General features: G+C 67.0%; 21 protein-coding genes. 5 read left to right on the top strand and 16 right to left on the bottom strand.

All coding sequences use genetic code 11. The features are described 5' to 3' along the window. Positions 1 to 27: 27 nt before the first annotated feature. The gene (locus tag PKKP23_RS15445) at positions 28 to 3462 is read right to left on the bottom strand and encodes a GMC family oxidoreductase N-terminal domain-containing protein (RefSeq protein ID WP_126877582.1); all 3435 of its coding nucleotides are present in this window, start codon (positions 3460 to 3462) and stop codon (positions 28 to 30) included. 245 nt (positions 3463 to 3707) lie between these two features. Then, on the bottom strand, positions 3708 to 4643 hold the full coding sequence (locus PKKP23_RS15440) for a hypothetical protein (protein ID WP_126877539.1): 936 nt from the start codon (positions 4641 to 4643) through the stop codon (positions 3708 to 3710). Between the two features lie 379 nt (positions 4644 to 5022). Between PKKP23_RS15440 and PKKP23_RS15435 the strand changes: the two genes are divergently transcribed. Further along, positions 5023 to 7014, top strand: a complete 1992-nt coding sequence (locus PKKP23_RS15435; protein ID WP_126877538.1) for an ATP-binding response regulator — start codon at positions 5023 to 5025, stop codon at positions 7012 to 7014. On the opposite strand, the gene PKKP23_RS15430 is transcribed toward PKKP23_RS15435, so the two are convergent. The 4 genes from PKKP23_RS15430 to PKKP23_RS15415 form a co-directional block, all read right to left on the bottom strand. Further along, complete coding sequence (locus PKKP23_RS15430) at positions 6980 to 7744, bottom strand: response regulator transcription factor (protein WP_126877537.1); 765 nt, start codon at positions 7742 to 7744, stop codon at positions 6980 to 6982. The genes PKKP23_RS15435 and PKKP23_RS15430 overlap by 35 nt on opposite strands. 599 nt (positions 7745 to 8343) lie before the next feature. Next, on the bottom strand, positions 8344 to 8607 hold the full coding sequence (locus tag PKKP23_RS34130; protein WP_138721037.1) for a hypothetical protein: 264 nt from the start codon (positions 8605 to 8607) through the stop codon (positions 8344 to 8346). A 49-nt stretch (positions 8608 to 8656) separates the two neighbouring features. Next, complete coding sequence (gene cydB / locus PKKP23_RS15420) at positions 8657 to 9661, bottom strand: cytochrome d ubiquinol oxidase subunit II (protein WP_126877535.1); 1005 nt, start codon at positions 9659 to 9661, stop codon at positions 8657 to 8659. Positions 9662 to 9722: 61 nt separating this feature from the next. Further along, positions 9723 to 11132 carry a cytochrome ubiquinol oxidase subunit I gene (locus tag PKKP23_RS15415; RefSeq protein WP_026121216.1) on the bottom strand — a complete coding sequence of 470 codons (1410 nt, stop codon included), beginning with the start codon at positions 11130 to 11132 and terminating at the stop codon, positions 9723 to 9725. A 535-nt stretch (positions 11133 to 11667) separates the two neighbouring features. Between PKKP23_RS15415 and PKKP23_RS15410 the strand changes: the two genes are divergently transcribed. Then, on the top strand, positions 11668 to 12234 hold the full coding sequence (locus tag PKKP23_RS15410; RefSeq protein WP_126877534.1) for a putative glycolipid-binding domain-containing protein: 567 nt from the start codon (positions 11668 to 11670) through the stop codon (positions 12232 to 12234). Between the two features lie 106 nt (positions 12235 to 12340). On the opposite strand, the gene PKKP23_RS15405 is transcribed toward PKKP23_RS15410, so the two are convergent. The 8 genes from PKKP23_RS15405 to PKKP23_RS15370 form a co-directional block, all read right to left on the bottom strand. After that, the gene (locus PKKP23_RS15405) at positions 12341 to 13225 is read right to left on the bottom strand and encodes a metal-dependent hydrolase (RefSeq protein ID WP_126877533.1); all 885 of its coding nucleotides are present in this window, start codon (positions 13223 to 13225) and stop codon (positions 12341 to 12343) included. Positions 13226 to 13299: 74 nt separating this feature from the next. Next, a complete protein-coding gene (locus tag PKKP23_RS15400; protein ID WP_017773657.1) occupies positions 13300 to 14202 on the bottom strand; it encodes an SDR family NAD(P)-dependent oxidoreductase in 903 nt (300 codons plus the stop codon). An 88-nt stretch (positions 14203 to 14290) separates the two neighbouring features. Beyond that, a complete protein-coding gene (locus PKKP23_RS15395; RefSeq protein ID WP_126877532.1) occupies positions 14291 to 15883 on the bottom strand; it encodes a flavin-containing monooxygenase in 1593 nt (530 codons plus the stop codon). Between the two features lie 262 nt (positions 15884 to 16145). Continuing rightward, positions 16146 to 17093, bottom strand: a complete 948-nt coding sequence (locus PKKP23_RS15390; protein ID WP_126877531.1) for a MerR family transcriptional regulator — start codon at positions 17091 to 17093, stop codon at positions 16146 to 16148. A gap of 196 nt (positions 17094 to 17289) precedes the next feature. Beyond that, positions 17290 to 17850 carry a GNAT family N-acetyltransferase gene (locus tag PKKP23_RS15385; protein ID WP_017773660.1) on the bottom strand — a complete coding sequence of 187 codons (561 nt, stop codon included), beginning with the start codon at positions 17848 to 17850 and terminating at the stop codon, positions 17290 to 17292. Positions 17851 to 18071: 221 nt separating this feature from the next. Beyond that, positions 18072 to 19553 (bottom strand): tetratricopeptide repeat protein, encoded by a 1482-nt coding sequence (locus PKKP23_RS15380; protein ID WP_126877530.1) that lies wholly within the window; start codon positions 19551 to 19553, stop codon positions 18072 to 18074. Between the two features lie 2 nt (positions 19554 to 19555). Then, complete coding sequence (locus PKKP23_RS15375; protein ID WP_126877529.1) at positions 19556 to 20650, bottom strand: phosphoserine transaminase; 1095 nt, start codon at positions 20648 to 20650, stop codon at positions 19556 to 19558. A gap of 193 nt (positions 20651 to 20843) precedes the next feature. Further along, positions 20844 to 22400 (bottom strand): MDR family MFS transporter, encoded by a 1557-nt coding sequence (locus tag PKKP23_RS15370; protein WP_240659029.1) that lies wholly within the window; start codon positions 22398 to 22400, stop codon positions 20844 to 20846. 121 nt (positions 22401 to 22521) lie between these two features. Here PKKP23_RS15370 and PKKP23_RS15365 point away from each other — a divergent pair, with 121 nt between their 5' ends. Continuing rightward, complete coding sequence (locus tag PKKP23_RS15365) at positions 22522 to 23379, top strand: TetR/AcrR family transcriptional regulator (protein WP_420873230.1); 858 nt, start codon at positions 22522 to 22524, stop codon at positions 23377 to 23379. Positions 23380 to 23406: 27 nt separating this feature from the next. On the opposite strand, the gene PKKP23_RS15360 is transcribed toward PKKP23_RS15365, so the two are convergent. Beyond that, complete coding sequence (locus PKKP23_RS15360) at positions 23407 to 24156, bottom strand: ribonuclease activity regulator RraA (protein WP_168724570.1); 750 nt, start codon at positions 24154 to 24156, stop codon at positions 23407 to 23409. A 423-nt stretch (positions 24157 to 24579) separates the two neighbouring features. Here PKKP23_RS15360 and PKKP23_RS15355 point away from each other — a divergent pair, with 423 nt between their 5' ends. Continuing rightward, positions 24580 to 24984: a response regulator gene (locus PKKP23_RS15355; RefSeq protein ID WP_017773666.1), complete on the top strand. Its 405-nt coding sequence runs from the start codon at positions 24580 to 24582 to the stop codon at positions 24982 to 24984. 44 nt (positions 24985 to 25028) lie between these two features. Continuing rightward, positions 25029 to 25514, top strand: a complete 486-nt coding sequence (locus PKKP23_RS15350) for a DUF1801 domain-containing protein (RefSeq protein ID WP_126877528.1) — start codon at positions 25029 to 25031, stop codon at positions 25512 to 25514. A 66-nt stretch (positions 25515 to 25580) separates the two neighbouring features. On the opposite strand, the gene PKKP23_RS15345 is transcribed toward PKKP23_RS15350, so the two are convergent. Next, complete coding sequence (locus PKKP23_RS15345) at positions 25581 to 26216, bottom strand: Fur family transcriptional regulator (protein ID WP_240659028.1); 636 nt, start codon at positions 26214 to 26216, stop codon at positions 25581 to 25583. Between the last annotated feature and the right edge of the window lie 23 nt (positions 26217 to 26239).

Here is a 26239-nt window from a genome sequence, read left to right as displayed (position 1 = left end):
CGCGCTTCGTCAGTGCATCTTGCATCCTCAGTGCGCGTCGAGATGGCCGCGGATCAGCGGGTACACGTCCGTGGCCGCATGTTTGCCGAAGATGCAGTCGATATGACCGTAGCCCGGAATCACGTGCCGCTCGTACTGCCCGGGCCCGAAGCGGTCCACGAGCATGCCGAAGGTGGTTTCGGTGCTCGCCGGCACGTAGCAGCGGTTTTCCGCGCCGTGCAGGAACGTGAGCGGCAGTTGCAGGCGATCGAGGTGCGGCAGATAGACGTCCTCGCCATCGGCATCCACGAGATGGCCCGCACGCACCATCGCGGCAAGCTGGTTGAAGAGCGTGACGTCGTGAATGCCAAACAGCTCGTCGAGATGCGCGTGCAACGGCTCGTCGAGTTGCATGTGTTCGTAGAGCAGGCCATAGAGAAACGTCGCGCGATGACAGACGGCGTTGTTGCAGCCCTCGTCGTGGCCCACGGGGAAAAAGCGCAGCGCTTCGTCGAGCAGGTTGCCCGGCCACGACGCTTCGCGCGTGTAGGCGCTCAGGTCTTCCACGCCGAGGTGCTGGAGGATCTGCGGCGTGTGCAGGCCCGCCTTGATCTTTTGCAGCAGCCCCGGCACGGGATGCGCCGACACCTGCGAGAGCACGGCCGAACGCACGCCTTCGAGCCCCGCGAGCATCGACATGGTGAACGCCAGTGCGCCGAGGCAATGGGCGACCACCTGGATGGACGCCGCGCCCGTCAGTTCGCGCACCTTGGCAACGGCGGCGGGAATGTCCTCGCGGGCGATGGCGTCGGCGGTGGTGGCGTCGCCCGCGCCCGGCAATTCGATGCTCACGCGCAGGTCGATGAGCCACACGTCGTAGCCCGCCGCGCACAGATACTCCACGAGGTTGGTCGCGATCAGATCCGTCGAGAAAATGCGGCTCGATACGCCCGAGCCGTGGATCAGCAGCACCGGGCCCTTCTGTTCCTTCGCGCCGCCTTGATAGCGCGTGAGGCGCAGCGTCTTGCCGTCCGCCGTGGGAAAGAACGTGAGTTGCGGCGCGGGCGCGCGCAGCACGCGGCGCACGCGCGGCGTTTGCGGCACGGGGTCGCCCGCGAGACTGCTCGCGTACTGCAACGGCGCCGCCACGCCGCCGTATTCGGTGAACAGCACGCCCGCGAAGAAGCGGCCGAAGCGCAGGGTCCAGGCGAGCCGCGTTTCGAGATCGGGCGCGTTCGTCACTTCGATGGTGCGCATCTGCTTGAGGAAGTTTTCGGGCGTGATGATGAGCGTGGCCTGGCCGATCACCTCGGGCGTGGGTTCGGCGGACGCAGCCGGCCAGTCGCGCACTTCCACATAAAGCGTATTGGTCTGCGGCCACAGCTCCAGCAGCGACGAATGCGTGACGATCTTTTGCCCGAAGAACGCGTAGCGTCTGCCCTCCGCCGACTCCAACGTCATGTGGTAGTTCATGTTGCGCCGGTCCACGTTCTCTTCATCGGTGACGAAGAGGTTGAAACGGCCATCGGCGATGGTGAGCGGCTGTGCGGAAAGCGCCGGGCAGGTGAGCGTGCCCGCCATGCGCGCTTCGTGCTGCGGGCTCGCGAGCATCGCGTCCAGATCGTCGGACATCACCGTGAGCGTGAAGCTCATGGGCGACGGCGCGTTGCGGTCCGCGGGCGTGTAGGTGCCCACCATGGTTTCCGTGAAGCGCAGGCCGATGCGCGGCGCAGGCGGCGGCGCGGCATCGCCCGCCGCGGCGTAGTCGATGGTCCAGCCGTGCGCGGCGGCCAGCTTCGCGCAGTTGCGCTCCGCGAGCGCGGAGATGGTGAGCAGCGGATTCACGCCGAGCGACATCGGCATCGTGGCGCCGTCCATCACGTAGAGGCCCGCGTGCACCGCATCGCCGCTCGCGCCGCGGAACACGCGGCCCGCGTCGTCCACCACGCCGTGCGCGGCGTCGTCGGCCATCGCGCAGCCGCCGAGCGGATGCACGGTGACCGTGCGGTCGTTGAAGAGGCCCGTGGAGATCGGATTGCGCACGTAGTCGCCGCCCAGCGCCGCCGTGGCCGCTTCGAGCGTTTTTTCGATGGCCGCGTAGACGGGCTGCTTGCCCGCGTTGGGCCAGGCAACGCGCGCGCGGCCGTCTTCCACGCGGATTTCGCCGCTCTCGTCGTCGTGAGCCATCACGAGGTAGGTCTGCGTGTTGCGCATGGCGCCGTGGTACGGCCCGCGCAGCACGCTTTGCGCGAGGCGGGCGGCGGCGCGCAATTCGGGATCGGCTGCGTCGGCTGCATCAGCGGTATCGGCCGTATCGGCCACCGGCACCCCCTCGGCCGCGGACGCGATGCCGAGCACGCCCATCATCGCCTCGCCGATGGGCGCTGCGAGCGACCCTTCCTCGATCACGTAGCCGTCCCGCACGTCAGGCGTGTTGCGCTGGTCGATGATGCCGGCGATGGTCGGTCCCACGGGCGGCACCACGCCGGGCGCCTGCGCGCCCCAGCCCACGCCGTTGATTTCGTGGTCCGTATTGAAGGCGAAGGCGAGCACGTCGCCGTTGCCCGTGAAGTGCCGGCCCACCAGCGGCGAGAGCGGCAGGCCCGCGGCCTGCGAGCGCAGCAGGATCGCCGTGGAGCCGAGCGTGCCGGCGCCGAGGATCACCACGTCGGCGGTCAGGAAGAGGTCGGGCGCGCCGTAGCTTTCGCGTCCCAGGTCCACGAGCTGATAGCGCACCTGCCAGGGCTGCGTCTCGTCGTCGCGTGCCACCGAATGCACGCAGACGCCCGTGAAGATCTGCGCGCCGTGCGCGACGGCGTCGGGCAGGTAGTTCATGTGCGTCGAGTTCTTCGCGCCGTGGTTGCAACCCGAGTTGCAGTCGCCGCAGCCGATGCAGCGCGTCTGCTCCACGCCCGCCGCGTTCTTGCCTGTGGTGAAGGTCACGGTGACGGGCGGCCGGTAGAACGACTGTTCCATGCCGAGCGCGGCGGCCGACTGCTGCAGCGCGTCGAGCTTGGGCAGGCGGGCGAAGTCGGCGGGCACGGGCGAAGGTTGCAGCATGGCCGTGGCGCGCTCGTAACCCTCGGCCACGCCGAGGCGGTCTTCGCGCAGCGCGGCGGGCCAGCGCGGGTCGTCCCAGAGCCGCGGTTCGGGATGCAGCGCGACATTCGCGTTGATGAGCGACGTGCCGCCCAGCCCGCAGCCCACCACCACGTTGACCTCGGGATTCACGTGCACTTCGATGAGCGCGAGCGGCGAACCGATCTGCCCGGCCGCCGTGTTGTACTGCACCTGCGTGAGCCCTTCAAGCGGCGTGGCCGGGAACTCGCCGGCCATGAACTCGCGGCCCCGCTCCAGCACGCAGACGCTGCGCTTCGCGCGCGCCATGCGGTTTGCGGCGATGGCGCCGCCGTAGCCCGACCCGATCACGACGACTTCGTAGTGCGGCTTGAGCGCGTCGATGGCGCTCGACAGACGATTCATGGCCATGCGGTCACCTCGTGTTGTTGACCGGGCGGCCACGGACCTGTGCCCTGGCGTGCCCGAACGTGTTGTGCGCTGCGGGAATGGCGGGAATCAAGCGGACGGCGAAAACGGCGGGACGCGTATTGCGCGTATTCATCGTAGACGGTGTGGGCGGAAAGAAAAGCCGGGCCGCGGCGCAGGCCGGTCTTTCGCGGGTGCGGTGCCGTCGCGATCCCGGCACCCGCGCACGCCTGCGCGTCCGATCATGCGGCGGCTTCGTTGAATTCGGGCTCGGCGCTTTCTTCGCGATTGGCGAATTCATCGCGTTCATCGCGTTCATCGCGTCCACCACGTTCATCGCGTGAATTGAGCGAATCGCACGATTCCTGCGGATCCCGTGATTCCCGCGATTCGGCCGCGAGCAGGTTGAGCACGACCAGAATGGCCGCGCGATTGTCGGGCTCGATCTCGATGTGAAGCACCTGCGTGAGCCACTGGCCGATTTTCGTCGTGGAAAAATCGGCGGCATTGCCCGTCTTCTTCGTGGTGACGCCGAGTTTCACGGCGCGGTAGTGATACGAAGGCACGCCGTGCGCCGCGGCCACCGCGGCGAGGCCACCCTTGTATTCGGAGCACCAGCCGAGACTGCCGGCCAGCACGATGCGCTCCGGTTCGTCGAGGCTCGCAATGAAGGTGCGGGCCGCGGCGCGCACGCTGCACTCGTCGAGGCCGTAGTCGAGCAGCACGCTGCGCACCGGGTCGTCGATGCTGTGAGTGCGGCGCTCCACGTCGAGCAGGATGCCGTCTTCCTCCATCGAAACGTTGCGCTGGTGGCTCGCGCTGCGCAGGCAGTCGATCAGGTAGCGGCGAAAGTAGGCGCACAGCGCGTAGCCGTTGGAGGGCGCGCTGCCCGCGCAGGCTTCGGTGTCTTCGCGGCCAGGCGCGAGACGCAGCACCCGCGCGTAGATGAACTGGGACACGAGTTCGTCCTTGTCTTCGCCCAGCGCGTAGAGCTCGTGCGGATGGTAGCTGCGCAGCGTGCGGCGCACGAGGTCGTACATCGAGGCCATTTCGTCGTCGGAAAGCGCGGTGCGGCGGCGCCAGAGGTCGGGCAGGACGGCGTCGTCGGGAAGGCGGGGCGCAGTGGGGGTGGGCGTTGGCGTCGGCCGGCTGCTTGCCGCGGTGGTCAGGGCGTTCATGGCGGTCTCCATCGGGGAATGGCTTGCGCGCGACAAACGTGGGAAGCCGGCGGGGAGGCCCGTGCTGCGGGCGTCCGCGAGGTTCGCGGGGAAAGCGGGGCGCGCGGAAAGTTGCACGCAGTATGGTTTTTGGCCCTCCGTTCGCCTATATGGATTAAGTGATAGCTGGTGGGTAAACTGCGCGGGTAAACCGTCAGGGGCAGGAACGGCGCCCGCTGAAAGGGCGGCGCCAACCGTTGCCGACGCAGCCCAACGGCGCACGTGAATGCAGCCGAACGCAATCGAATGCAACCGGGCGCCAGCGGGCCACAGCCCAGCAAAGCCAAAGCCCAGCAAAGCCAAAGCAGCCGCACCCTCTATCCGGCAAGGAGACCGCGCGATGCGGGCCAACCCCGTCCAGCAGGCCATCGACGAAGATCAGGTCCGCGTGCTCTACGCGCAGGACCCCATCGCCTTTTTCACCCACTGGTTTTCGCTCGGCACGCTCGTGGCGATCTACTGGTCCGAGCGGCCGCACTGGTCGGCGTCGTACTCGCATCTCTTCACGGCATGGATGGCGTTCTACAGCGCCGCGAACGTGGCCGGGCTCGCGCTGTGGCTATGGCACCGGTACGCGGCAGGCGCGCTGAGCGCGCGCAGCTGGATCGTGCTGCACGCGCTGCGCGGCGTGTTCATCTACAGCGCCCCGGGGCTGTCCATCTGGTTCGCGTTTCATAGTACTCAGGCCGATCTGCCGGTGCTGCACACCGTCATGCTGGTCACGCTGGCGGCGGGTGTGTTCATGTCGAACGGCTTCGACTTCCTCAACTTCTCGACATCGATTCCGTTCCTGCTGCTGCCTTCCATCGCGCTTCACTTCAGCGCGCACACGTTCGACCGCACGATTCTCGCCATCGTGCTGGCGTTCTTCTTCTGCGCGATCAACGTCTACGCGGCGAGCTACCGACGGCTGTTCCGCCGCGTGGTGGAAGCGCGCGTCGATCAGCAGCGGCTCGCCGAGACGCTCGCGCAGCAAAAGCTGTTGGTCGAAGAGGCGAGCCTCGCCAAGACGCGCTTCTTCGCTGCCGCAAGCCATGATCTGCGCCAGCCGCTGCATGCCATCGGGTTGCTGGCGGCGTCATTGAACGATCCCGGCGGCGCCGCGGCCCCGGGCGCGGGTGGGGGCAAGGGCGGTGAAGCGGGTATCGATGCGGGTACCGAAGCGGGCTCTGGCACGGGCGATGCCGCCCAGGCCGACACCAACGCCAACCCTAACCCCGACGCGAACCCCGATGCCGCAGCGCAGCGCGAGCGGACCGCGCGCCACATCGTCCACAACGTCGAGGCGTTGAACCAGCTGTTCAACCAGGTGCTCGACCTCGCGCGCCTCGAAAGCGGCGTGACGCAGGTGATCCGGCTGCACTTCCGGCTCGCGGAGCTGTTCGAGCGCGTGGGCAACCAATATTGGCCGCAGGCGGCGGCGAAGGGGCTCGCGCTGCGCATCGCGCCGACGCAGGCCGTGCTCTACGACGACCCGGTGCTGCTGGAGCGCGTGCTCGGCAACCTGCTCTCGAACGCGATCCGCTACACGGAGGAGGGCGCCATCTGGATGGGTTTTCGCCGCGGGGGACGGCCGGACGGCGGCTATATCGAGGTGCGGGACTCGGGCATCGGCATCGCGGCAGAAGAGCAGCAGCGCATCTTCGACGAGTTCTACCAGGTGGCGAATCCGGCACGCGACGCGCGCCAGGGGCATGGCCTTGGACTACCCACGGTGAAGCGGTTGATCGACCTGCTGGGCAGCGAACTGCAATTGCGCTCGGCGCCGCAGCGGGGATCGGTGTTCCGCTTCGCGGTGCCCAATGGCGACGCAAGCCGCATCGTGACGAGCCTCGACGATACGGTGACTGCAGGCGCGGCGCCCGAAGGCCGGCGCGTGCTGTGCATCGACGACGAGCCCGCCATTCTGGCCGGGCTGGAAAGCCTGCTTGCGCGCTGGGGCTGCGAGGTGCGCGGCGTGCGCAACGAACACGAGGCCGCGCGGCAGATCGAAGCCGGCTTCGCGCCGGACGCGGTGCTCTGCGACTACCAGTTGGCCGACCATCGCACCGGCGCGCAGGCGCTCGCCGCGGTGCGCGACGCGCTGCATCGCGCGGGCGTGATGGACCCGGTGACGCTGCTGATTACGGGGGACATGGCGTCGTCGGAGCTGCATGCGCTCGCGGCGCAAGGCATTCCCGTGCTGCACAAGCCGGTGACGCCGGCGCGGCTGCGCCGCACGCTGCAGACGCTATGGCAGGAGCGCGAGGAGCAGCAGCACCAGCAGCACCAGGAGGTGGACACGGCAAGCGCGACGCTCACAGTGTCTTGCCCGCCTCCAGCCATCCATTGATCACGGCGATCGCCGTGGAGCGGTTGTGCACGCCGAGCGCGCGAAAAATCACGGAGAGGTGCACCTTCACGGTTCCCTCGGCTACGCCTAGCTCGCGGGCAATCATCTTGTTGGTCCAGCCGCGATGGACGAGCCGCATGATGTCCTGCTGCCGAGGCGACAGGTTTTCGAGCAGATGGCGCTGGTGGGGTTGCAGGAGCGAGGTCGTGGCGGGTGTATCGGAGGCAGAAGCGGCAATAGACGCGGCGCTGCCGGCGGATCGCGTTGCGCCGGAGTCTTCGTAGAAGGGTGCGGACGGCGCCGCTTCGCGCTGGGCGCCGTCGCGTGCGCCGAGCAGGCTTAGCGCCTCCATCGGCACGTAGGCGCCGCCCGAGAGCACCAGTTCGATCGCCTTCAGCATCACGCTGGCCGGCTGCCGCTTCGGCACGAAGCCGAGCGCGCCCGCGGCGAGCACGGCGCGCATTTCGTCGGGCGACTCTTCCGCCGAGAGCACCACCACCGGCAGCGCCGGATTGCCCGCGAGCAGCGTCGCCAGCGACGCCGCGCCGCTCATGCCCGGCATGTGCAGATCGACGATGGCCAGATCGTGGTCGGCATCGGGCCGCGCGGCGGCCACGAGGGTCTCCCAGCTGTCGGCCTCGTCGAATTGTGCGTCCGCGTCGAGCCCGCGCAGCAGGCCCTTCACGCCCTGGCGGATGAGTTCATGGTCGTCGGCCACAAGAAACTTCATGGTGTCTCCGCGTGCCGGCCCTGCCGGTTGATTGCGCCGCTGCCGGTACGTTGTGCCCGCTGCGCCGCTTCGTTTGCATCGCGCTTGTCCATCGCTCTCGACATCCGTTCCCCGCATCCGTTGCATTCGTCGCGCCTCGCGGCCGGTCCATCGTCAGCCGGCAGGCGCGCCGCTCCCCGTGCGGCGACGTCTGCCGGCTCCCCGTCGATGGCGGCGGCGAATGTTGCAGCGAACGCTGCAATGTCCTGCCGTGCCTTGCCGGCTTCGTCTCGCGCTTGCCTCTCGCGCGATGCGTGATTGTTCGCACGGCTCGCGAACGATTGCAACGGTTTCGGCGAATGAAAGATTGGTCCCCCCGCGCGCCGTGTTCCCTGCGCCGGCGCTCTATGGTCTGTCTGCGACGCAGCGCGTGGTTCGTGGTGTGGCCACGGGCCTTCGCGTCCGCACTGCAGCGAGGCCCCCGCGGCGCTTACGCCGGGGCCTGTTTCGAAGACGGAAAGCGGGAGGAATTTTTGAAGCGCCAGCCAGAGGGGCGGCGAGTGGCCGGCGAGTGGCCGGCAAGTGGCCGGCAAGTGGCCGGCGAATGGCAGGTCAGGCGCTCACTTCACGGCGAACAGTGTGAGGTTCATCAGCACCTTGAAGGCGAACCCGAGCCCCATGGCGGCGCCCACGCCGCCGCACCAGAGTACGACGAACCAGAACCAGCCGGGCAGGCGGCTCGGCGACCCGACGGAAGGTGTCCGTGCGGCTGCCGCATGGGCAGCCGCACGGGCAGCCGCGCCGGAGACTGCGGCATTGCGCGTCGTGTCGGTGGCGACGCTGGCGATGCCTCTCGTGCCCGCGACGGCCGGGATGCCCGACATGTCCGACACACTCCGCAAACCCGACCCGCCGCCCGTTCCCGCCGCCTGCTCAGTGATAGTGATGTTGGTCGCCATGGCGCACCTTGCCGCGAAAGACCCAGTAGCCCATCGTCGTGTAGCCGATGATGATCGGCAGAATGACCACCGTGCCCGCCAGCGTGAACATCTGGCTCGAGCGCGGCGCCGCCGCCTGCCATACGGTCAGGCTCTGCGGAATGGCGTACGGCCAGAGGCTCACGAGCAGCCCCACGTAGCCGAGCAGCACAAGCCCGAGCGCGAGCACGAACGGCGTGACGTGCTCGCGCCGCTTCACGGCGCGGCGCATGAAGAACGCGCACGCGGCCACGAGGAACGGCACCGGCAGCAGCCGCCAGAAGAGGCCGGAGTCGAACCAGCGGGCGGCAATGTTCGGGTCCTGGAGCGGCGTGCACAGGCTCACGAGCCCGATGAACGCAAGCAGCACCACCGTGAGCGGCCACACCACGCGATGCAGCCGCCGTTGCAGGTCGCCTTCGGTTTTCGCCACGAGCCAGCAGCAGCCGAGCAGCGCGTAGGTCACGACGAGGCCGAGCCCCGTGAGCAGGCTGAACGGTGAGAGCCAGCCGAACGGGTCGCCGGCGAAGCGGCCGTCGTCCATGGGAATGCCTTGCAGGAACGCACCCAGCGCAATGCCCTGGAAGAACGCCGCGCCCGCCGAACCGCCGATGAACGCGAGGTCCCAGAGATGCTTCGTCCGGTTGGCCTTCGCGCGAATCTCGAACGACACGCCGCGGAAAATCAGGCACGCCAGCATGAAGATGAGCGGGAGATAGAGCGCGGAGAGCACGGTCGAGTAGACCACCGGGAACACCGCGAAGAGGCCCGCGCCGCCCAGCACGAGCCAGGTCTCGTTGCCGTCCCAGACGGGCGCGACCGTGTTCATCATGAGGTCGCGTTCGCCTTCGTCCGGGAAGAACGGAAAGATGATGCCGATGCCGAGATCGAAGCCGTCCAGCACCACGTACATGAAAAGGCCGAGCGCGATGATGGCGGCCCAGATTGTCGTGACGTCCATTGTGTCCTCGTGGGGTGATCCGATAGTTTTCGTTGCGGTGCTCAGGCGTGCGCAGTGGCCCTCAGGCGTCGATCAGCCCGTCCGCGGCCGAAAGCGGGCGGCGTGCCGTGTGAGCCGGTTCGTGGTCGGGTACGCCGTTGGGCGTGGTGCCGGGCAGCGCGGGGCCGGAGCGCATCAGCTTGAGCAGGTAGTAGATGCCCGTGCCGAACACGAGGAAGTAGACCACCACGAAGGCCATCAGCGAGACGCTCACCTGCTGCGCCGTGAGCGGCGACACTGCCTGCGAGGTGCGCATCACGCCGTATACCACCCACGGCTGGCGGCCTGCTTCAGTGGTGACCCAACCCGCGAGCAGCGTGACGAAGCCGCTCGGTCCCATCGCGATGCAGAGCTTGTGGAACCAGCGCGCCTCATGCAGCCGGCCGCGCCGTTGCAGCACCCACGCCGCCACGGCGAGCGCGATCATCGCGATGCCTAAGCCCACCATCACGCGAAAGCTCCAGAACACCACCGTCGAATCGGGGCGGTCTTGCGGCGGGAAGCTCTTGAGGCCGCGAATCTCGCCGTCCCAGCTGTGCGTGAGGATCAGGCTGCCCAGATGCGGAATCGACACGGCGTAGCGCGTGGTTTCGGCCTTCATGTCGGGAATGCCGAACAGGTTGAGCGCGGTGCCGCCTTGTTCGGTATCCCACAGACCTTCAATGGCCGCGATCTTGGCCGGCTGATACTCGCGCGTATTGAGCCCGTGCTGGTCGCCCACCACGGCTTGCAGCGGGGCGAGTACGAGCAGCAGACCGAGCGCCATCGAGAACATCTTCGTCACCGCCTTGTCGCGGCGCCCCTTGAGCAGATGCCATGCACCCGTTGCCGCCACGACGAGCGCCGCGACGATGAACGCCGCAATCGCCATGTGCGCGAGCCGGTACGGGAACGACGGATTGAAGATGATCTTGAACCAGTCGGTGGGCACGACGTGGCCGTCCACGATCTCGAAGCCCTGCGGCGTCTGCATCCAGCTGTTGGAGGCGAGAATCCAGAACGTGGAGATCAGCGTGCCGATGGCGACCATCAGCGTGGCGCCATAGTGCGCGCGCGGGCTCACGCGGTTCCAGCCGAACAGCATGATGCCGAGGAAGCCGGCTTCCAGAAAGAACGCGGTCATGACCTCGTACATGAGGAGCGGTCCGGTGACGGGACCGGCGAACGACGAGAAGCCGGACCAGTTGGTGCCGAACTGGTAGCTCATCACGACGCCGGAGACGACGCCCATGCCGAAGGCGACTGCAAAGATCTTCGACCAGAAGAGGCAAAGGTCCTTGTAGTACGCCTTGCCGGTTTTGAGCCACATGCCTTCGAGCACGGCGATGAAGCTGGCGAGCCCGATGCTGAGCGCGGGAAAGACGATGTGAAACGAGACGGTGAAGGCGAACTGGATGCGGGCCAGATCGAAAGCCGAGAGTGCGGTGTTCATATGCCGATGCCAGATTGACTTGATGCGCCGGCTCATGCCGGTGCGCTTGTTGCTGGTCAGTTCATGCTGCTCAGTTGCTGCTGCTCAATTGCTGCTGAAGTGCTGCCGGATTGTTGTCGAACGACCCCTCGGCAGACGGCGTAAGCGTAGGCCAATGCGTCTGGCTTTGCTGCGACGCGGGGTGTGCCAACACGTCGCAGGCGTCAATGACGCAGATCCTGAAAACGCGGCTAAATCGTTGAGGTGCATCAATTTTTTGTTTCACGTCACGACGAAGCCTGCGCGCGGGTGTGCGGCAAAGTGCGTCAATACACCGCGCCGCACCATGCGGCGACGGCGGGAACAGGTACGGGAAGTGCGGGGGCGGGCGCGTCGAACGGCGCTTCGGAAGCGCAGCGCGCCGAATGCGGCAATGGCGTTACGATGGAGCGCGGCTGCCTGGAGGCAGGAGGCAACGCGTTGACGGACGGCGACGTTGTGTCTCCGGCATCACGAACAGAACAGACGGCACGAACAGCACGAACAGGAGAGGAACATGCGCGAAGTGCGATGGGCATCGGCGGAAGGCGACGGCATCGAGCATCTGACGTTCGACGCGCGCGACGACGGCTTCTACGTGGAGAGCGTGGTGGTGGGGCAGCGCTACGGCAAGCCGTACGGGCTCTTCTACCAGGTGCGCTGCGATCTGCAGTGGCGCACCCTGCGCGCGTACCTCAAGATCGCGGGCGGCGGCGAACTGGAACTGCTCGGCGACGGCGCCGGCAACTGGCACGACGGGCACGGTCAGTGGCTGGGCGGCATCGAAGGCTGCATCGATATCGACATTGCCGCCACGCCGTTCACGAACACGCTGCCCATCCGCCGCCTGCAACTCGCGCAGGGCGAGCGTCAGCCCATTTCAGTGGCCTACATTTCCACGCCCGACCTGCAGGTGACGCGTGCCGGGCAGGCCTACTCGTGCGTCGAACTGAACCGCGAGTATCGCTACGAAGGCATCTTTCGCGACTTCACGGCGAACCTCACCGTGGACGAGGACGGGATCGTCATCGACTACCCGACGTTATTCCGGCGGCTTGCGCCGTTGCCTTTGCCGCCGCGCTGAAAGCAGGCGGCACGATGGGCCGCCCGGCCGCCCGGCCGAACGATAGGCGGCACGGCGCGCGTTGCCGTTGCATTGAGAACGGCAGCCGCGCAGGCCGTCATCACGCTCAGGCCGCAGCCTGCACGCGCCGACGCGTCGCCTTGCGCACGGCGTCGGGGTTGGCCTCGTTCGCAGCATCCACCGCCGCGACGAGCGAATCGATGCGGGCAAGATGCTCACGATTGTCGTGGTCCCAGGGGTGAAAGCCCGGCCGGAAGAAGCTGAGCCACTCGCCCGCAATGCCCGGAAACACGCCGTGGCGCGGGCCATACAGGAACTTCACGGTCTGCCACAGGCCGCGCAGATGTCCGCCGCGCTTGCGGTCCGCAATCAGCAGGCGCACGTGGTAGTCGAACACGATGAGCCAGAACAGCACCGTGGTCGAAAGCATGATGCCCGTGCGCAGCAGATAGCGACCCAGCCCGGGCTTCATCACCGTATTCCAGACGTCGAACGAAACGGCCTTGTGCTCCGTTTCTTCGAGCGCATGCCACGTCCACATGCGCGTGTAGCCGGGCTCGGAACCTTCGATGCGCGTGGCGTCGGACAACAGCATATTGGCGAGCATCGCCGTGTAGTGTTCGAGCGCCACCGTGATGGCAAGCTGGAACGACTGCGGCAGCGTCTTGCGGAACAGGTCCAGCATCCACCAGAGGCGACGGTCGAGCTTGTGCGCGGGCAGGCCCGCGGCGTCGAGCAGATCGTTGTATTCGATGTGTTCGCGCGTATGCATGGCTTCCTGACCGATGAAGCCGAGCACCTGCTGTTTGAGCACCGGGTCGTCGATACGGTCGCGATAGTGGCGCACCGAGTCCATGAAAAAGCGCTCGCCCGCTGGAAAGAGCAGCGAGAGCGCGTTGAAAAAGTGCGTCACGTACGGCCCCTTCGCGTGCCACGTGCAGGCGCGCTCGGGCGGCAGGGCGAAACGCAGGTCGCGGCGCACGGGCATCATGGCCATCTCTCCTCGGGGTTGCGTCGGTTTCGCGGAAGGTTGCGTGGAGGTTTGCATGGGGGCGCGTGCGTCGTTCATGCTTCGTGCTCCACGGCATGAGCGCGCGCACGGCGTTGCGCGATGCGCCGCATGCGGCGCGTCTGCCACACGACGAGCGCCTGGTACGCGGCGGGCAGACTGCGCGCGAGCCAGTCGGCGGCGCGCGCATCGCGCCCGATCAAGATGCGCCGACGGTTGCGGCGTACGCCGGCGAGAATCGTGCGGGCCGCATCGTCGGCGCTCGTGATGAAGAACTTCTCGAAGTCGTCTTTGCCTTGCTGTTCGTCCTCGATCATGAAGCCGACCATGTTCTTCGCGATGCGGCTGGCCTGCGCGATGTTGGTACGAATCCCACCGGGGTGCACGCAGGTGGCGGACACGCCGCAGCCCATCAGATCGAGTTCCTCGCGCAACGCTTCGGTGAAGCCGCGCACTGCGTATTTCGTCGCGTTGTAGCCGCTCATGCCGGGCTGCGCAAAGAGGCCGAACACGCTCGACGTATTGACGATATGACCTTCTCCCGCCGCTTTCAGATGCGGGAGAAACGCCTTCGTGCCATGCACCACGCCCCAGAAGTTGATGCCGACGATCCATTCGAGGTCGGCGTATTCCATGCCTTCGATGGTGCTGGAGAGCGCCACGCCCGCGTTGTTGAACACGAGGTTCACGCGGCCGTGAGCGGCGACGGTTGCGTCGGCCCAGGCGTACATGGCGGCGCGGTCCGCGACGTCGAGCACGCAGGTCGTGACGGTGAGCGGCGCGCCGATCCTGTCGGGTGCCGCGGCGCGCGCGAGCCTGGCCGTTTCGGTGAGCGTGGCGGCATTGCGATCGGCGAGTGCGAGGTGGCAGCCTTCGCGGGCGAGCGCCAGCGCGAGCGAGCGGCCCATGCCCGAACCCGCGCCCGTGATGGCGGCAACCCGGTCGGTGAAATGCTTCATCGTGGTTCTCCTGTTCTCCCTGGTGTTGCCTGGTGTTGCTTTGCATTGCCTTGTCGTTATGAGAGGTGCTTCGCGGCCTTTGATTGCCTCATGGCGTAGTTGCGACGTTGCGCGTGCTGCTGCCGCTGCCGTTTTCAGCGCGTGCGGTGACTGCGGCCGGTGTGGCTGGACGCACGGCCGGCGGCTGGGTCCAGGCGAAGTAGTCGGCCATGTTGAAGGTCGCCGTGGCCTGGCGGAACCGGTAGGCGAAGCCGGGCCACAGTGTCGTGTTCTTGCCCGTGCGCGGATCGAGATACCAGCTCTTGCAGCCGCCCGTCGACCAGATGGTGGGGCCCAGTTTCTGCTGGATGCGCTCGTTGTAGGCGCGCTCCACGTGTGGGCGCACCTCGATGGCGTCGGCGAACTCGCGCTTCATCGCGCGCAGTGCCTGCACGATGTATTCGACCTGCGACTCGATCATGAACACCATCGAGTTGTGACCAAGCCCCGTGTTCGGTCCGACGATCATGAAGAAATTCGGATAACCAGGCAGTGTCGTGCCGAGGTACGCGTGCGCGCCGTCGCGCCAGGTGTCCACGATGTCGATGCCGTTGCGTCCGATGACCGCGCCGCGCGGAAACGGGTCCGCCACCTGGAAGCCCGTGCCGAAAATGAGGCAGTCGGCGGGGTGCCGCACGCCGTCGAGCGTGACCACCGCGTCGGCCTCGATACGCTGGATGCCGCTCGTCACTACCTTCACGTTGTCGCGCGAAAGCGCCGGGTAGTAGTCGTTCGAAATCAGCACGCGCTTGCAGCCAATCGTGTAGTTCGGTGTCAAGACCGCACGCAGCTGCGGGTCTGGCACCTGGCGGCGCAGATGGCGCAGCGCGATCTTCTGCACGGTCTTCATGAGCTTCGGATGAATCGCGAAGCCGAGCGCGCGCGATTCGAGCACGCAGTAGAGCCCCGCACGCATGAGCTTCTGCGTGAAGGGCAGACGGCGGAACAGCCACTGCTCGAACGGGCGCACGGCGCGATCGGGCTTCGGCATGATCCACGGCGGCGTGCGTTGAAAGAGATCGAGATGCGCGACGCGCGGCGCGATCTGCGGCACGAACTGAATGGCGCTCGCGCCGGTGCCGATCACGGCAATGCGCTTGCCCGCGAGGTCGTACGTGTGGTCCCACTGCTGCGAGTGAAACGTCTTGCCGGCGAAGCGTTCGAGGCCCGGCAGGTCAGGCAGCGCCGCGCGCGAGAGGCCACCCATGCCCGAGATCAGCACACGCGCGGACCATTGCTGGCCGTTGACGAAGCGCAGGTGCCAGCGGTGGGTGGCTTCGTCGTAAGTGGCGTTCGCAAGCTCGTGGCCGAAGCGGATATGGCGCGTCACGCCGAAACGCTGCGCGCAGTCTTCGAGGTACGCGCGGATTTCGGGCTGCGGCGCGAACATGCGCGTCCAGCGCGGATTCGGCGCGAACGAGAACGAGTAGACGTGCGATTGCACGTCGCAGGCGCAGCCCGGGTAGTGGTTGTCGCGCCAGGTGCCCCCCACGGAGGCGGCTTTTTCGGCAATGGCGAAGTCGGTGAATCCCGCTTCGCGCAGGCGGATGGCCATGCCGAGCCCGGCAAAGCCCGAGCCGATGATCGCGACGTCGATCTCCGCGGGCGCGGCGCGTTCGGCGGGCAGGGTGCGCGCGTTCATCCGATCCGTCTCCTTTTTATTCAGTGTCAACTGTTACATCGGTGGATGTAACGATAGAGGCTGAAAACGGAAGGCGCAAGGAGCGGGTTAGAAAGGGGACTCTATGGAGGCGCCTGGGCTGAGGGCGGTGTGCGGCCGCGCGGGGCCGTAGATGGCGGGACGCCTTGGGCGCGTATGGAGAGCCGTGGATGGTGGTAAGCGAGGGGACCGCGGCGCCTGCGAACGAAACACTCGGCCTCAGGCGACCCGATCGCTCGAATCGCTACGTGCGGCCACGTCCGACCTTGGTCGTGTTGCCCCTGGCCGGCTTGTCAGCGGAGCCGCGGCCCGTGGTTCTGGAGGCCGTTGCATAAGATGCGGCTTTTTTCGCCGTTGCCCGTTTCGTCGCGGCGGCTTTGCCGTCTGCCGTGCCCGCCTCGCCGCGCCCCAGCTTTTCCATGATCGCGGCCACGCGCGCGCCGAGGTAATCGCCAGACGCCTCTTCGAGCGCGCGGTTCATTTCGGTTTCCACGAGCACCATGCCGAGCGGCCGGATGCGCCAGATCGCCTCCACGAGCGCGGGGACGTCCGCAGGCGGCGGCAGGTCGCCGCTCTCGTAACGGTCCAACTGTCGCACGACGAGATCGACCATCGCCTTTGCCACCGCGCCGAAATGCGGGCGGGCGGCGCGCACGGCGTCGAGCAGGTCCGCTGCAGGAATGCCTTCGTGCGCCATGGCGGCGCCGGCGTTGAGCGCCGCGGGGCTCTTCGCCACGAACGAGAGGCCGTCGCGTTCCAGCAGCCCGAGTTCGAGCGCCTTCGCGAGTACGGTGGGTGAGGCTTTGCTGCCGAACATCCTGCCGAGTTCGACGAGCGAATACTTCCTGGGTCTTTCGTGCGACCAGCGGCTGCCAATGGCGCTTTCGAGGCCGAGGATGGAGCGCAGGTCGTGGCCTTCGTCGATGGCCTTGATGAGGTCCTGAATGTTGGCGAGCGTGTAGCCGCGTGCGAGCAGGTGATTGATGAGCTTGAGCCGCGAGACGTGCGTGTCGTCATAGACGCCCACGCGCCCGCGTTTTTCCGGCGGCGAGAGCAGGCCGCGGTCCTGATAGGCGCGCACGTTGCGCACGGTGGTGTCGGCCACGCGTGCGAGTTCGTCGACGGTGTACTCGTTGCGCGGCGGATCGGACGGCTCGTTGGACGGCGCGGCGGGAGAGGGCGTGTTCGGCATGCCGGAATTCTAACGCGGCGTCGTCTCGCGAGACGCCGGGGCTGCGTGGAGCATGGGCTGCTCAAGGGCTGCGCTCGAATGCGGGCTGAGCGCTGCTCGAGTGCCGCATGAGTGCCGCATGAGTGTCGTTTGAGTACAGCGGACATCGCTGGCGAGCCGCCGCGCTCAACCACGCTCGACCACGCTTAACGCCACATCACGCGCCGGGCGGCACCGCATCGCCTTTGCCGAGCACGCGCTGCATCAAGGTCGTATCGAGCCATCGGCCCTGTTTGAAGCCCACCGACTTCAGCGTGCCGATCAACTCGAACCCAAGGCTGCGATGCAGCGAGAGCGATCCGCCGCGTCCGCCGTCGGCGATCACCGCGACCATCTGGCGCCACGGCCCCTGTTCGCAGCGCTCAATCAGCGCGGCCAGCAGCACGCGGCCAAGGCCGCGTCCGCGAAAGGTGTCGTCGATGTAGATCGAGTCTTCCACCGTGTGTCGGTATGCGGGGCGCGGGCGGTAGGGCGTCGCGTAGCAGTAGCCGGCCACCTTGCCGTCGATCTCGGCCACCATCCACGGCAGGCCCAGGCTGCGCACCGTGGCGAGGCGCGTGCGAAATTCGTCGACGGTGGGCGGCGTTTCCTCGAACGAAGCCACGCTGTGCTGCACGTGATGCGCATAGATGGCCGCGATGGCGGGCAGATCCTGCTCGGTGGCGTCGCGCAAGGTGGCGTCGCCGTGACGGGAAACGGAGGGAGAGAGTTCGCTCATGGCTGCTTCGCTGTGTGGCCGCCGTGTATGCGGCGGGCGATGTGGCAAGGCACGGCGCGGCGCCGCGCCGCGCGTTTTGCCGTCACCTTACCTGCATTCGGCGGCGCGTTGAAGCGGACAAAATGGGTTCCCTGGTGCGCTTTGGCACCGTTTGGCGCCGGTTGGCACTGGTTGGCACCGTGGCAAGACAGGCTCTTGTCGGCGCTTTGCGCTACTTTGCGCTACGCCGGCCGAGGCGAGCCCGGCGCGTCATCCGAAAGACGCGCCATCTGCATCCGCTCGAACGCATCGACAATGCGTTGCACGAACGCGTTCTTGTGCGCGAGCGGCCCGTCCATCGGTTCGCGGTGCACGAGCATCGTGGCATTCGCTTCGAACACGAAGACGCGGCCGTCGGGCAGCAGCGTGAAGTCGATGCCGCCATAGTCGAGGTCGAGCCGTTGCGCGATGGCGGCAATCGCCCGCATCGCGCGTTTGCCGAGCGTCGCGGCCGGGTCTTCGAGGAAGCGCCGCTCTTCGGCGATCTTCCACGCCGCATCCATTTCGGCCGTGTAGTAGTGGACCATCCAGTGCGGCGCGATGGCGAGGTGGTAGGGGAACGGCTCGCCGTCGACGAACACCATGCGGTACTTGCGGAAGTAGCCGTCGGCGCTGCGCACGTCGTGGAACGCGGTGAGATAGCAGGGCGCGGCGAGCGCTTCGAGCGCGGGCCAGAGCGTCTCCATCGACGCGTGCAAGGTCAGGCCGTCGCCGCCGTGCGTGGCGAGCGGGCGCATCAGCAGCGGGAACGCGAGCGTGCCGACGGCAAGGCAGCGTTCGAGCACGTTGGGCGACGGCGGCACGCTGTCGAGCCGGATGCAGGCCGCCGTCACGACGTCGTCGAGTGCTTCGAACAGCGCCGGCATGCGGTGGCGCTGTGTGTTCGCGACCGCGCCGGGACGGTTCAGGAGCGGCTTGCCGCAGCGCGCCGCGAAGCGTTCGATGCGCGGCGTGAGCGGCGTGGCGATATCGGCCTCGCCGATTGCGTTGAAGACGAGATCGAACGGGGGCAACTGCGTGTCTTCGGCGTCGTCGGCATAGTCGATGGCGTATTTGATGCGCGAGGCGGCCTGCGTGTCGAGCAGCGTATCGAAGGGCACGTTCCCCGACGCATGGCCCGAGCACAGGATCAGCAACTGGCGTTGCGGGCGCTCCACGGGCTCCACGAACACGCGTTGCAGGCTGTAGGCGCGCGAGCGGTGCCGTTGCGCGTCCGCAGCGCGGCCTTCTTCGTCGTAGATCGCTGCGAGGTTCTGGTGTGCGATCGCCAGGTTCGGATTCACGGCGAGCGCGTGCGCGTACCAGTGCTTCGCGCGCGCGGGCTCGCCGCGCAGGTAGAACGTTGTTGCGAGGTTGTAGAGCGGAATCGCCGCAAGATCGGGTGCGCCCGCCGCGATGGTTTCGGCCGTCACCACGGCGATGCGGTGCGCGAGGAAGCCGCTTTCGTCGCCGGCTTCGCGCATGGCGGCAAGGATGGCGCGATGCAGGTCCATGTCGAGCGGCGCAGCGTCGAGGGCGCGGGCGAGGCTCGTCAGCGTGTCGGCAGTGTTCGTTGCCGGCACGCTCGCGGACGTGGCCTCAGCGCATGGCGCGGCGAGAGCGGTGGCGGGACTGGCGTTGGCTTCCGGCATGGCGCTTCGTGCCTCGTTCGGCGTGGCGCTCATGCTCATGCGCGTTGCAGCGCGAACTCGGTCAGCGCCTCGCAGAGGGTATCGACAGCCTGTTCCGTTACCGCGTTGTAGAGCGAGGCGCGCAGCCCGCCCAGCGAGCGATGTCCTTCCAGTCCCACGATGCCCTGTTCGCGCGCCGCCGCGACGAACGCCTCGTCGAGCCGGCGGTCGCCGAACGTGAAGGCCACGTTCATCTGCGAGCGCCACGGTGTGTGTGCGTGGATGCTCACGGCGTCGCCGAGCGCGTCGAGCGTGCCATACAGACGCGCCGCCTTGCGTTCGTTGATGCGCTGCATGGCGGCCAGTCCACCGATCTCGTCGCGCAGCCAGCGCGTGACGAGCGTGAGCACGTAAATGGCGAACACGGGCGGCGTGTTGTAGTTGGAGCCGTGGGCAACGTGCGTGCGAAAGTCGAGAATGGCGGGCAGCCCGTCGGGAATGCGTTCGAGCAGCGACCGGTGGATCACGGCGACCGTCACGCCCGCGGGCCCCAGATTCTTCTGCGCGTGTGCGTAGATCATCGCGTAGCGGTTGCAGGCAATGGGCTGCGACAGAAAGTCCGACGACATGTCCGCGATCAGCGGGGCGGGCGGCGTGTTGTCGAAGACAGGGAACTGCAGGCCTTCCACGGTTTCGTTGGAAACGTAGTGCAGGTACGCGGCGTCTTGCGCGACGTCGAGCGCATCGAGCGCCGGCAGTTGCCGGTAGCCCGTTGCGCGGCCATCCCAGGCCACGCGGCGGGCCGTCACCTTGGCGGCTTCCTGCGTCGCGCGGCCGCTCCAGTATCCGGAGGTCACGTACTCGGGCGGAGAGCCTGCGCCGCGCGCGAAGTTCATCGGGATCATGGCGAACTGCAGGCTGCTGCCGCCTTGCTGGAACGTCACGGCGTAGTCGTCGGTGAGTCCGAGCAGCGCGCGCAGGTTCTGTTCGGCTTCGTCCACGAGCGCCTTGAACCAGGCCGAACGATGGCTCATGCCGAGCACCGAGAGCCCCGTCTCGGGTAGCGCGACGATGGCCTCGCGCGTCTGTTCGAGAACGGACTCGGGCAGGGCGCCGGGACCGCCGGAAAAGTTGAGTGCGTTGGACGTCATGGTGACCGAAAGCTTGCCGTCAGTTCGCTGTCGGCGCGTTGTGCGCCGGCAGCGGGAATCGAGGATCGGGTAGGCAACCAGACTAGCAGCGCGGGCGGTGGATCAAAGAAGAGAGCAGAGGGCCGAAGTACCGCTTATTCCGCAGAATTGTCGACAGGCCAGACAGCGCGCGCCACCCGGCCCCGCATACACGTCAGTGATGTTCGCGCAGCGGTACGTCCTGAAGCAGCCAGGAGAGCGCGAACGCCAGCACCACGACCACGGCGGCCACGACATAGACCGTGTGCAGGGCGCCCGCGAACGCCTGGAGATAGTCGTCGTGGAGCGCCGCGGGCAGATGCTGGATCGCGGTGGGCGTGAGCCCCTGCGGCAGGCCCGTGTCGGGCGGCAGAATCTTGTCGAGCCGCGCTTCGAGGCCGTGCGAGAACACCGCGCCGAATGCCGCCACGCCAACGGAGCCGCCAATCGAGCGGAACAGCGTGGCGCCCGACGTGGCCACGCCGAGGTGCCGGAACGCCACCGTGTTCTGCACGGCGAGAATGAGTACCTGCATGATCATGCCGAGGCCGCAGCCGAGCAGGCCCATGTAGAGGTACATCACGCGGATCGGCGTTTCGATTTTCAGCGTGGAGAGCAGCACCATCGCGACGCCCACGAGCAGTGACCCCACAATCGGAAAGATCCGGTAGCGTCCGATACGGCTGATCAGCCGTCCCACCACGATCGACATGACGAGCAGGCCGCCCATCATGGGCAGCATTTGCACGCCGGCCTCGGATGGCGTGGAGCCCTTCACGACCTGCAGGTAGAGCGGCAGGAACGTGACGCAGCCGAACATCGATACACCCACGACGAAGCCGATCAGGCTCGCCAGCAAGAACGTGCGTTCGCGAAAGAGTTCGAGCGGCATGATGGGTTCGGCCGCGTGCTTTTGCTCGTGAATGAAGCCCGCCACGCACACGAGGCCCAGCACGAGCGTGAGCCACAGTTGCGCCGACGACCATGGCAGCACCGAACCGCCTTCGCTCGTGAAGAGAATGATGCACGTGAGCGCGCCGGCCAGAAACGCGGCGCCCATGTAGTCGATCTGGTGCTTCACGTGCGCGGTGCGCGGCTTGAACACGGCGCCGATCACGACGAGTGCGACCGCACCGAGCGGCACGTTGATGTAGAAGATCCACCGCCACGACAGATGCTCGACGAGAAAGCCGCCCAGCAGCGGACCGACCACTGTCGCGAGGCCGAACACGCCGCCGAAGAGGCCCTGGTAGCGGCCGCGTTCGGCGGGCGGCACCACGTCCCCAATCGCGGCCATGGTGATGACGAGCAGCCCGCCGCCGCCGAGACCTTGCAGCGCGCGCAGCACGATCAGCTGCGGCATGTTCTGCGCGATGCCGCAGAGCACCGAGCCGGCGAGGAACAGCGCGATGGCCGCCTGCAACACGACCTTGCGGCCGAACAGGTCGCCCAGCTTGCCGTAGAGCGGCACGACGATGGTGGACGTGAGCAGGTAGGCGGTGACGACCCACGAAAGCTGGTCGAGGCCGCCCAGTTCCCCGACGATGGTGGGCAGCGCCGTGGAGACGATGGTCTGGTCGAGTGCGGCGAGCAGCATGACGAGCAGGAGCGCCGGAAACAGCAAACGGATGGGCGGATGCCCCTGTGCTTGCGTTGGTGTCTGCGGCTGCGAACCGATGCCGCCAGCCCCTTCACGGCGCCCTTCGCCTTGCGCGGAGGTTTGTAGTTCCATGGGAAGTGCCTGACGTTGAATTAATTAACACGAAGATTAATATATTGCGGATGAGCGTCAACGTCAAACGGGACTCTGTTACCCTGCGTAAATTCGCCGGGCGCGCCGTGTCCGTGTCGCCGTGCCGGGCGCGATGAACCGAACCGGCGCCCGCAGCACCATGCGCCGCCATTCCAGATTCAGCATGTCAGAACCGAAACAGGATCGAGCAGGAAGCGCGCAAGCCGCGCTGCACGTCAGAAACCGCGTGCCGCGCGGGACCGTCGGGGCCAATGCCCGCGACGAGGGCGATGGCGCCCAGGCCCTGGCCGCGCGAGGCGAGAAGTTGGGAGACAACGACCCGCCGCGCCGCCCGGGCCGGCCGTCGGGCAGTGCCCGGGGGCCGCAGCAGCGCGAGAGACTGCTCGAAGTGGCGCTTGGGCTGTTCGCGCGGCAGGGCATCCTCGAAACCACGCTGGGCGCCATTGCCCGCGAGGCCGGCGTGACGCCGGCGATGGTCCATTACTACTTCAACACGCGCGACCAGCTGATCGACGTGCTGATCGACGAGTTCTTCGTGCCGCTTCGCGCGCAGTTCGGCGAGCCGTTCCGCAACCATCCCGACGATCCGGTCGCGGCGCTCACCGACCTCGCGCTGCTGTTCGTCAAAGTCGCCGATGAGAACCCTTGGTTCCCGCCACTCTGGGTGCGCGAGGTGATCAGCGAAGGCGGCGTGCTGCGCCAGCGCATGCACGAACGCTTCGGCAACGCGAACCGCAAGGCGGCGCTCGTCGCAATCCGGCGCTGGCAGCGGGAAGGGCGGCTCAACCGCGCACTCGAACCCTCGCTCGTGTTTCTGACGCTGCTCGGGCTGACGGTGCTGCCGTTTGCCACGTCGAAGCAATGGCGCGATCTGCCCGCGCGTCGCCAGGTTAGTGCGCAGGCCATCGCCCGGCATGCCGTAGCACTGCTCCTGCATGGCGTCGGGCCGCAGGACTGAAGCGCCGGGCCGAGGGTTCCCGCCCTTTCAGTGCGTCTTTTTCCACGCCTCGTAGGCGGCCTTCGTCACGTCGTTGGGTGGATACGTACCGGGCAGCGTGGCGCCCTCGCGAATGCGTTCGGTGAGGAACGTTTCGAGCCGTTCCTGTTCCGCCGCGGCCGCGGCGACCTCGGCGGCGATGCCACGCGGAATCACGACGACGCCGTCCGCGTCGCCTACGATCACGTCGCCCGGAAACACCGCGACGCCGCCGCAGCCGATCGGCACATTGAAGTCCACCGCGTGATGACGGATCAGGTTCGGCGGCGCGCTGGCGCCGGCGCAGAACACGGGCAGGCCAAGCTCGGCGATCGTGGCGCTGTCGCGCACGGGACCGTCCGACACCATGCCTGCCACGCCGCGCGCTTTGAGCCGAAGCGTGAGGATGGAGCCGAACGAAGCGCTGGCGCGCTCGCCGCGGCAATCCTGCACCAGCACGTGGCCTGCGGGCGCCGTCTCCACGCACTTGCGCTGCGCGTACTCCGGGTCGGCGAACAGTTCGAGCACGTCGATGTCTTCGCGCGACGGAATGTTGCGCAGCGTGAAGGCCGGACCGACGAGGTTCGGCCCCGTATGCGCGGCGAGCGGACTCACGCCCTGCATGAAGGTGTTGCGCAGTCCGCGCTTGAACAACTGCGTGGTGAGCGTTGCCGTGGTGACGTGGCGGAGCGCTTCGAGAGTGGCGGCGTCGAGTTCCTGCATCGTCGTGTCCGGAAAAAGGAGGGAAGGGTCCGCCATGATAGCGCCGCACGGCGCGCGGCTGACATCGGCCGAAAAGCCAGTGCGATCGCCGGCACATCCCCGGGCGCCGGGCCCGGCCACGACGGCGAACAGACCTTCGGCCATGATTTCAGACAGCGCTCGAAGCATCGTCGATGGGGCCGCAACGCCTTTCACAAGGCTGTCTTTTTGCGGCGCTATCGTCCGCACCGCGACGTAGCGTGAGCTTGGCGTCGGTCGGTGCAGAAAACTGGAACGTATTTTGCATCCGTCCCCTGGAACATCGCTGCAATGCGGGTATCCAAAGCCGGGTATCCAAAGGCGTCGTATCCGCGTGCGCCCGTCAGCCAACGCCAACGGCCGGCACGATGCGACGACATGCCGTGCAGGGGAATCGTCCTCGCGTGCGGCCCCTGAATCTGTCTTTTTGCATCAAGGTACATGAAGGAACTACAAGGACTCGATCAGGCAACGATCGTACTTGTCGAAGACGACCCGCAAAGCCGGGAGTCGCTGACAACGTTGCTGGAGTCGGAGGGCGCGCGCGTCGTCGCGGTAGCCGACGCGGAAGAAGGCGTGGAGGCGGCGCTTCGGCTGCTGCCCGACGCCGTGGTATGCGACCTCGACCTTCCCGCCATGGACGGGTTTTACCTCATTCAACGCCTGCGCGACCATGAAATACGCTGCGATCACACGCCTTCCGTCGCGATCGCGCTGACCGGCCACACCGGCGAAAGCTGGCGGCTGCGCAGCATCGGCGAAGGGTTCCAGCACTTCATGACCAAGCCGGCCCAGCCCGACAAGCTCATCGCGCTGCTGCGCGAATCGATCGACGCGCGGGTTTAGCCGGCAGGTTTAGCCGGGTCGGGAACATGCCCAACACGCAGAACATGAAAAAGAGCGAACCGCCGGAAGGCCCCTCTGCCTCCACACTCATCGACGAAAAAATCCAGCAACTGGGCGACTGGCGCGGCGAAATACTGGCGCGGCTACGGGCGCTTGTCAGGGAAGCCGACCCGGACGTGGTCGAAGAGTGGAAGTGGCGCGGCGTGCCGGTGTGGTCGCACGGCGGGCTGATCTGTACAGGCGAGACCTACAAGAGCGCCGTGAAGATGACGTTCGCAAAAGGCGCATCGCTGGACGATCCGGCGGGTCTCTTCAACGCGAGTCTCGAAGGAAATACGCGGCGCGCCATCGATTTTCACGAGGGCGACGCAATCGACGCGGAAGCGCTGAAGGCACTGATTCGTGCTGCCGTGCTGCTGAATACGTCGAAGGGGACCCGGCGCGTGAAGACCGTGCAGGCTGCGAACGCTGTGAAGGCCGTGCAGGCTGCAAAGACGCCCGCGTCCGCCGCAGATCGGCCCACTGACTGATCGCGACCCAGCACTGCGTCGCATTCAAAGACAGGCAACCGCAGCGGAACATTCCAGCGCGTAGGCCTACGCTTCCGCTTTCGCCGCCTTCACCGTTTTTGCGCCCGGCGCGTCTTTGGCCGCGCGTTCGGCCGCCTGGCAGTTGGCGCAGACACCCTTGAGTTCGATGTCGTCGCTCGCGAGCCGGTAGCCCGCTTCTTCGATCTGCGCCACGAGCGCTGCGCGCAGCGGGGGCTGATGCAGTTCGGTTACGTTGCCGCATTGCTGGCACACCACGAGCACGCCATGCCGGCACTGCGTGAGATCGTGGCAGACCGTGAACGCATTGATCGATTCGATCCGGTGCACGAGCCCCGCGGAGAGCAGGAAGTCGAGTGCGCGATAAACCGTGGGCGGCGCGGAGCCGGGATGGATCGCGCGCATTTCGTCGAGCAGCGAATACGCCTTGGTGGCGCGGCCCGATGCGAGCAGCAGTTCGAGCACCTTGCGGCGAATCGGCGTGAGCTTCTCGCCGCGCTCGCGGCAGTAGGCGTCGGCGAGGGCGAGCGCTTCTTCCTGCGAGGCGGGCGTCCCAGCATGCGAAGCGCCCGGGGAGCCGCCCGCCGTGTGCGAGTCGTGCTGGCCGCCGTCGTGGTCATGCGCATGACCGGCTGGGCGAGCAGCCGGTTTCCGGTCGACGGGCGAGGATTTTGCGATCTTCATGCGGCGATTATACGGGCGGGCGT

Source organism: Paraburkholderia kururiensis JCM 10599 = LMG 19447 (genome assembly GCF_003986935.1).
Taxonomy (GTDB): Bacteria; Pseudomonadota; Gammaproteobacteria; order Burkholderiales; family Burkholderiaceae; genus Paraburkholderia; species Paraburkholderia kururiensis.
This window is presented reverse-complemented; position numbering and strand designations above follow the sequence as displayed.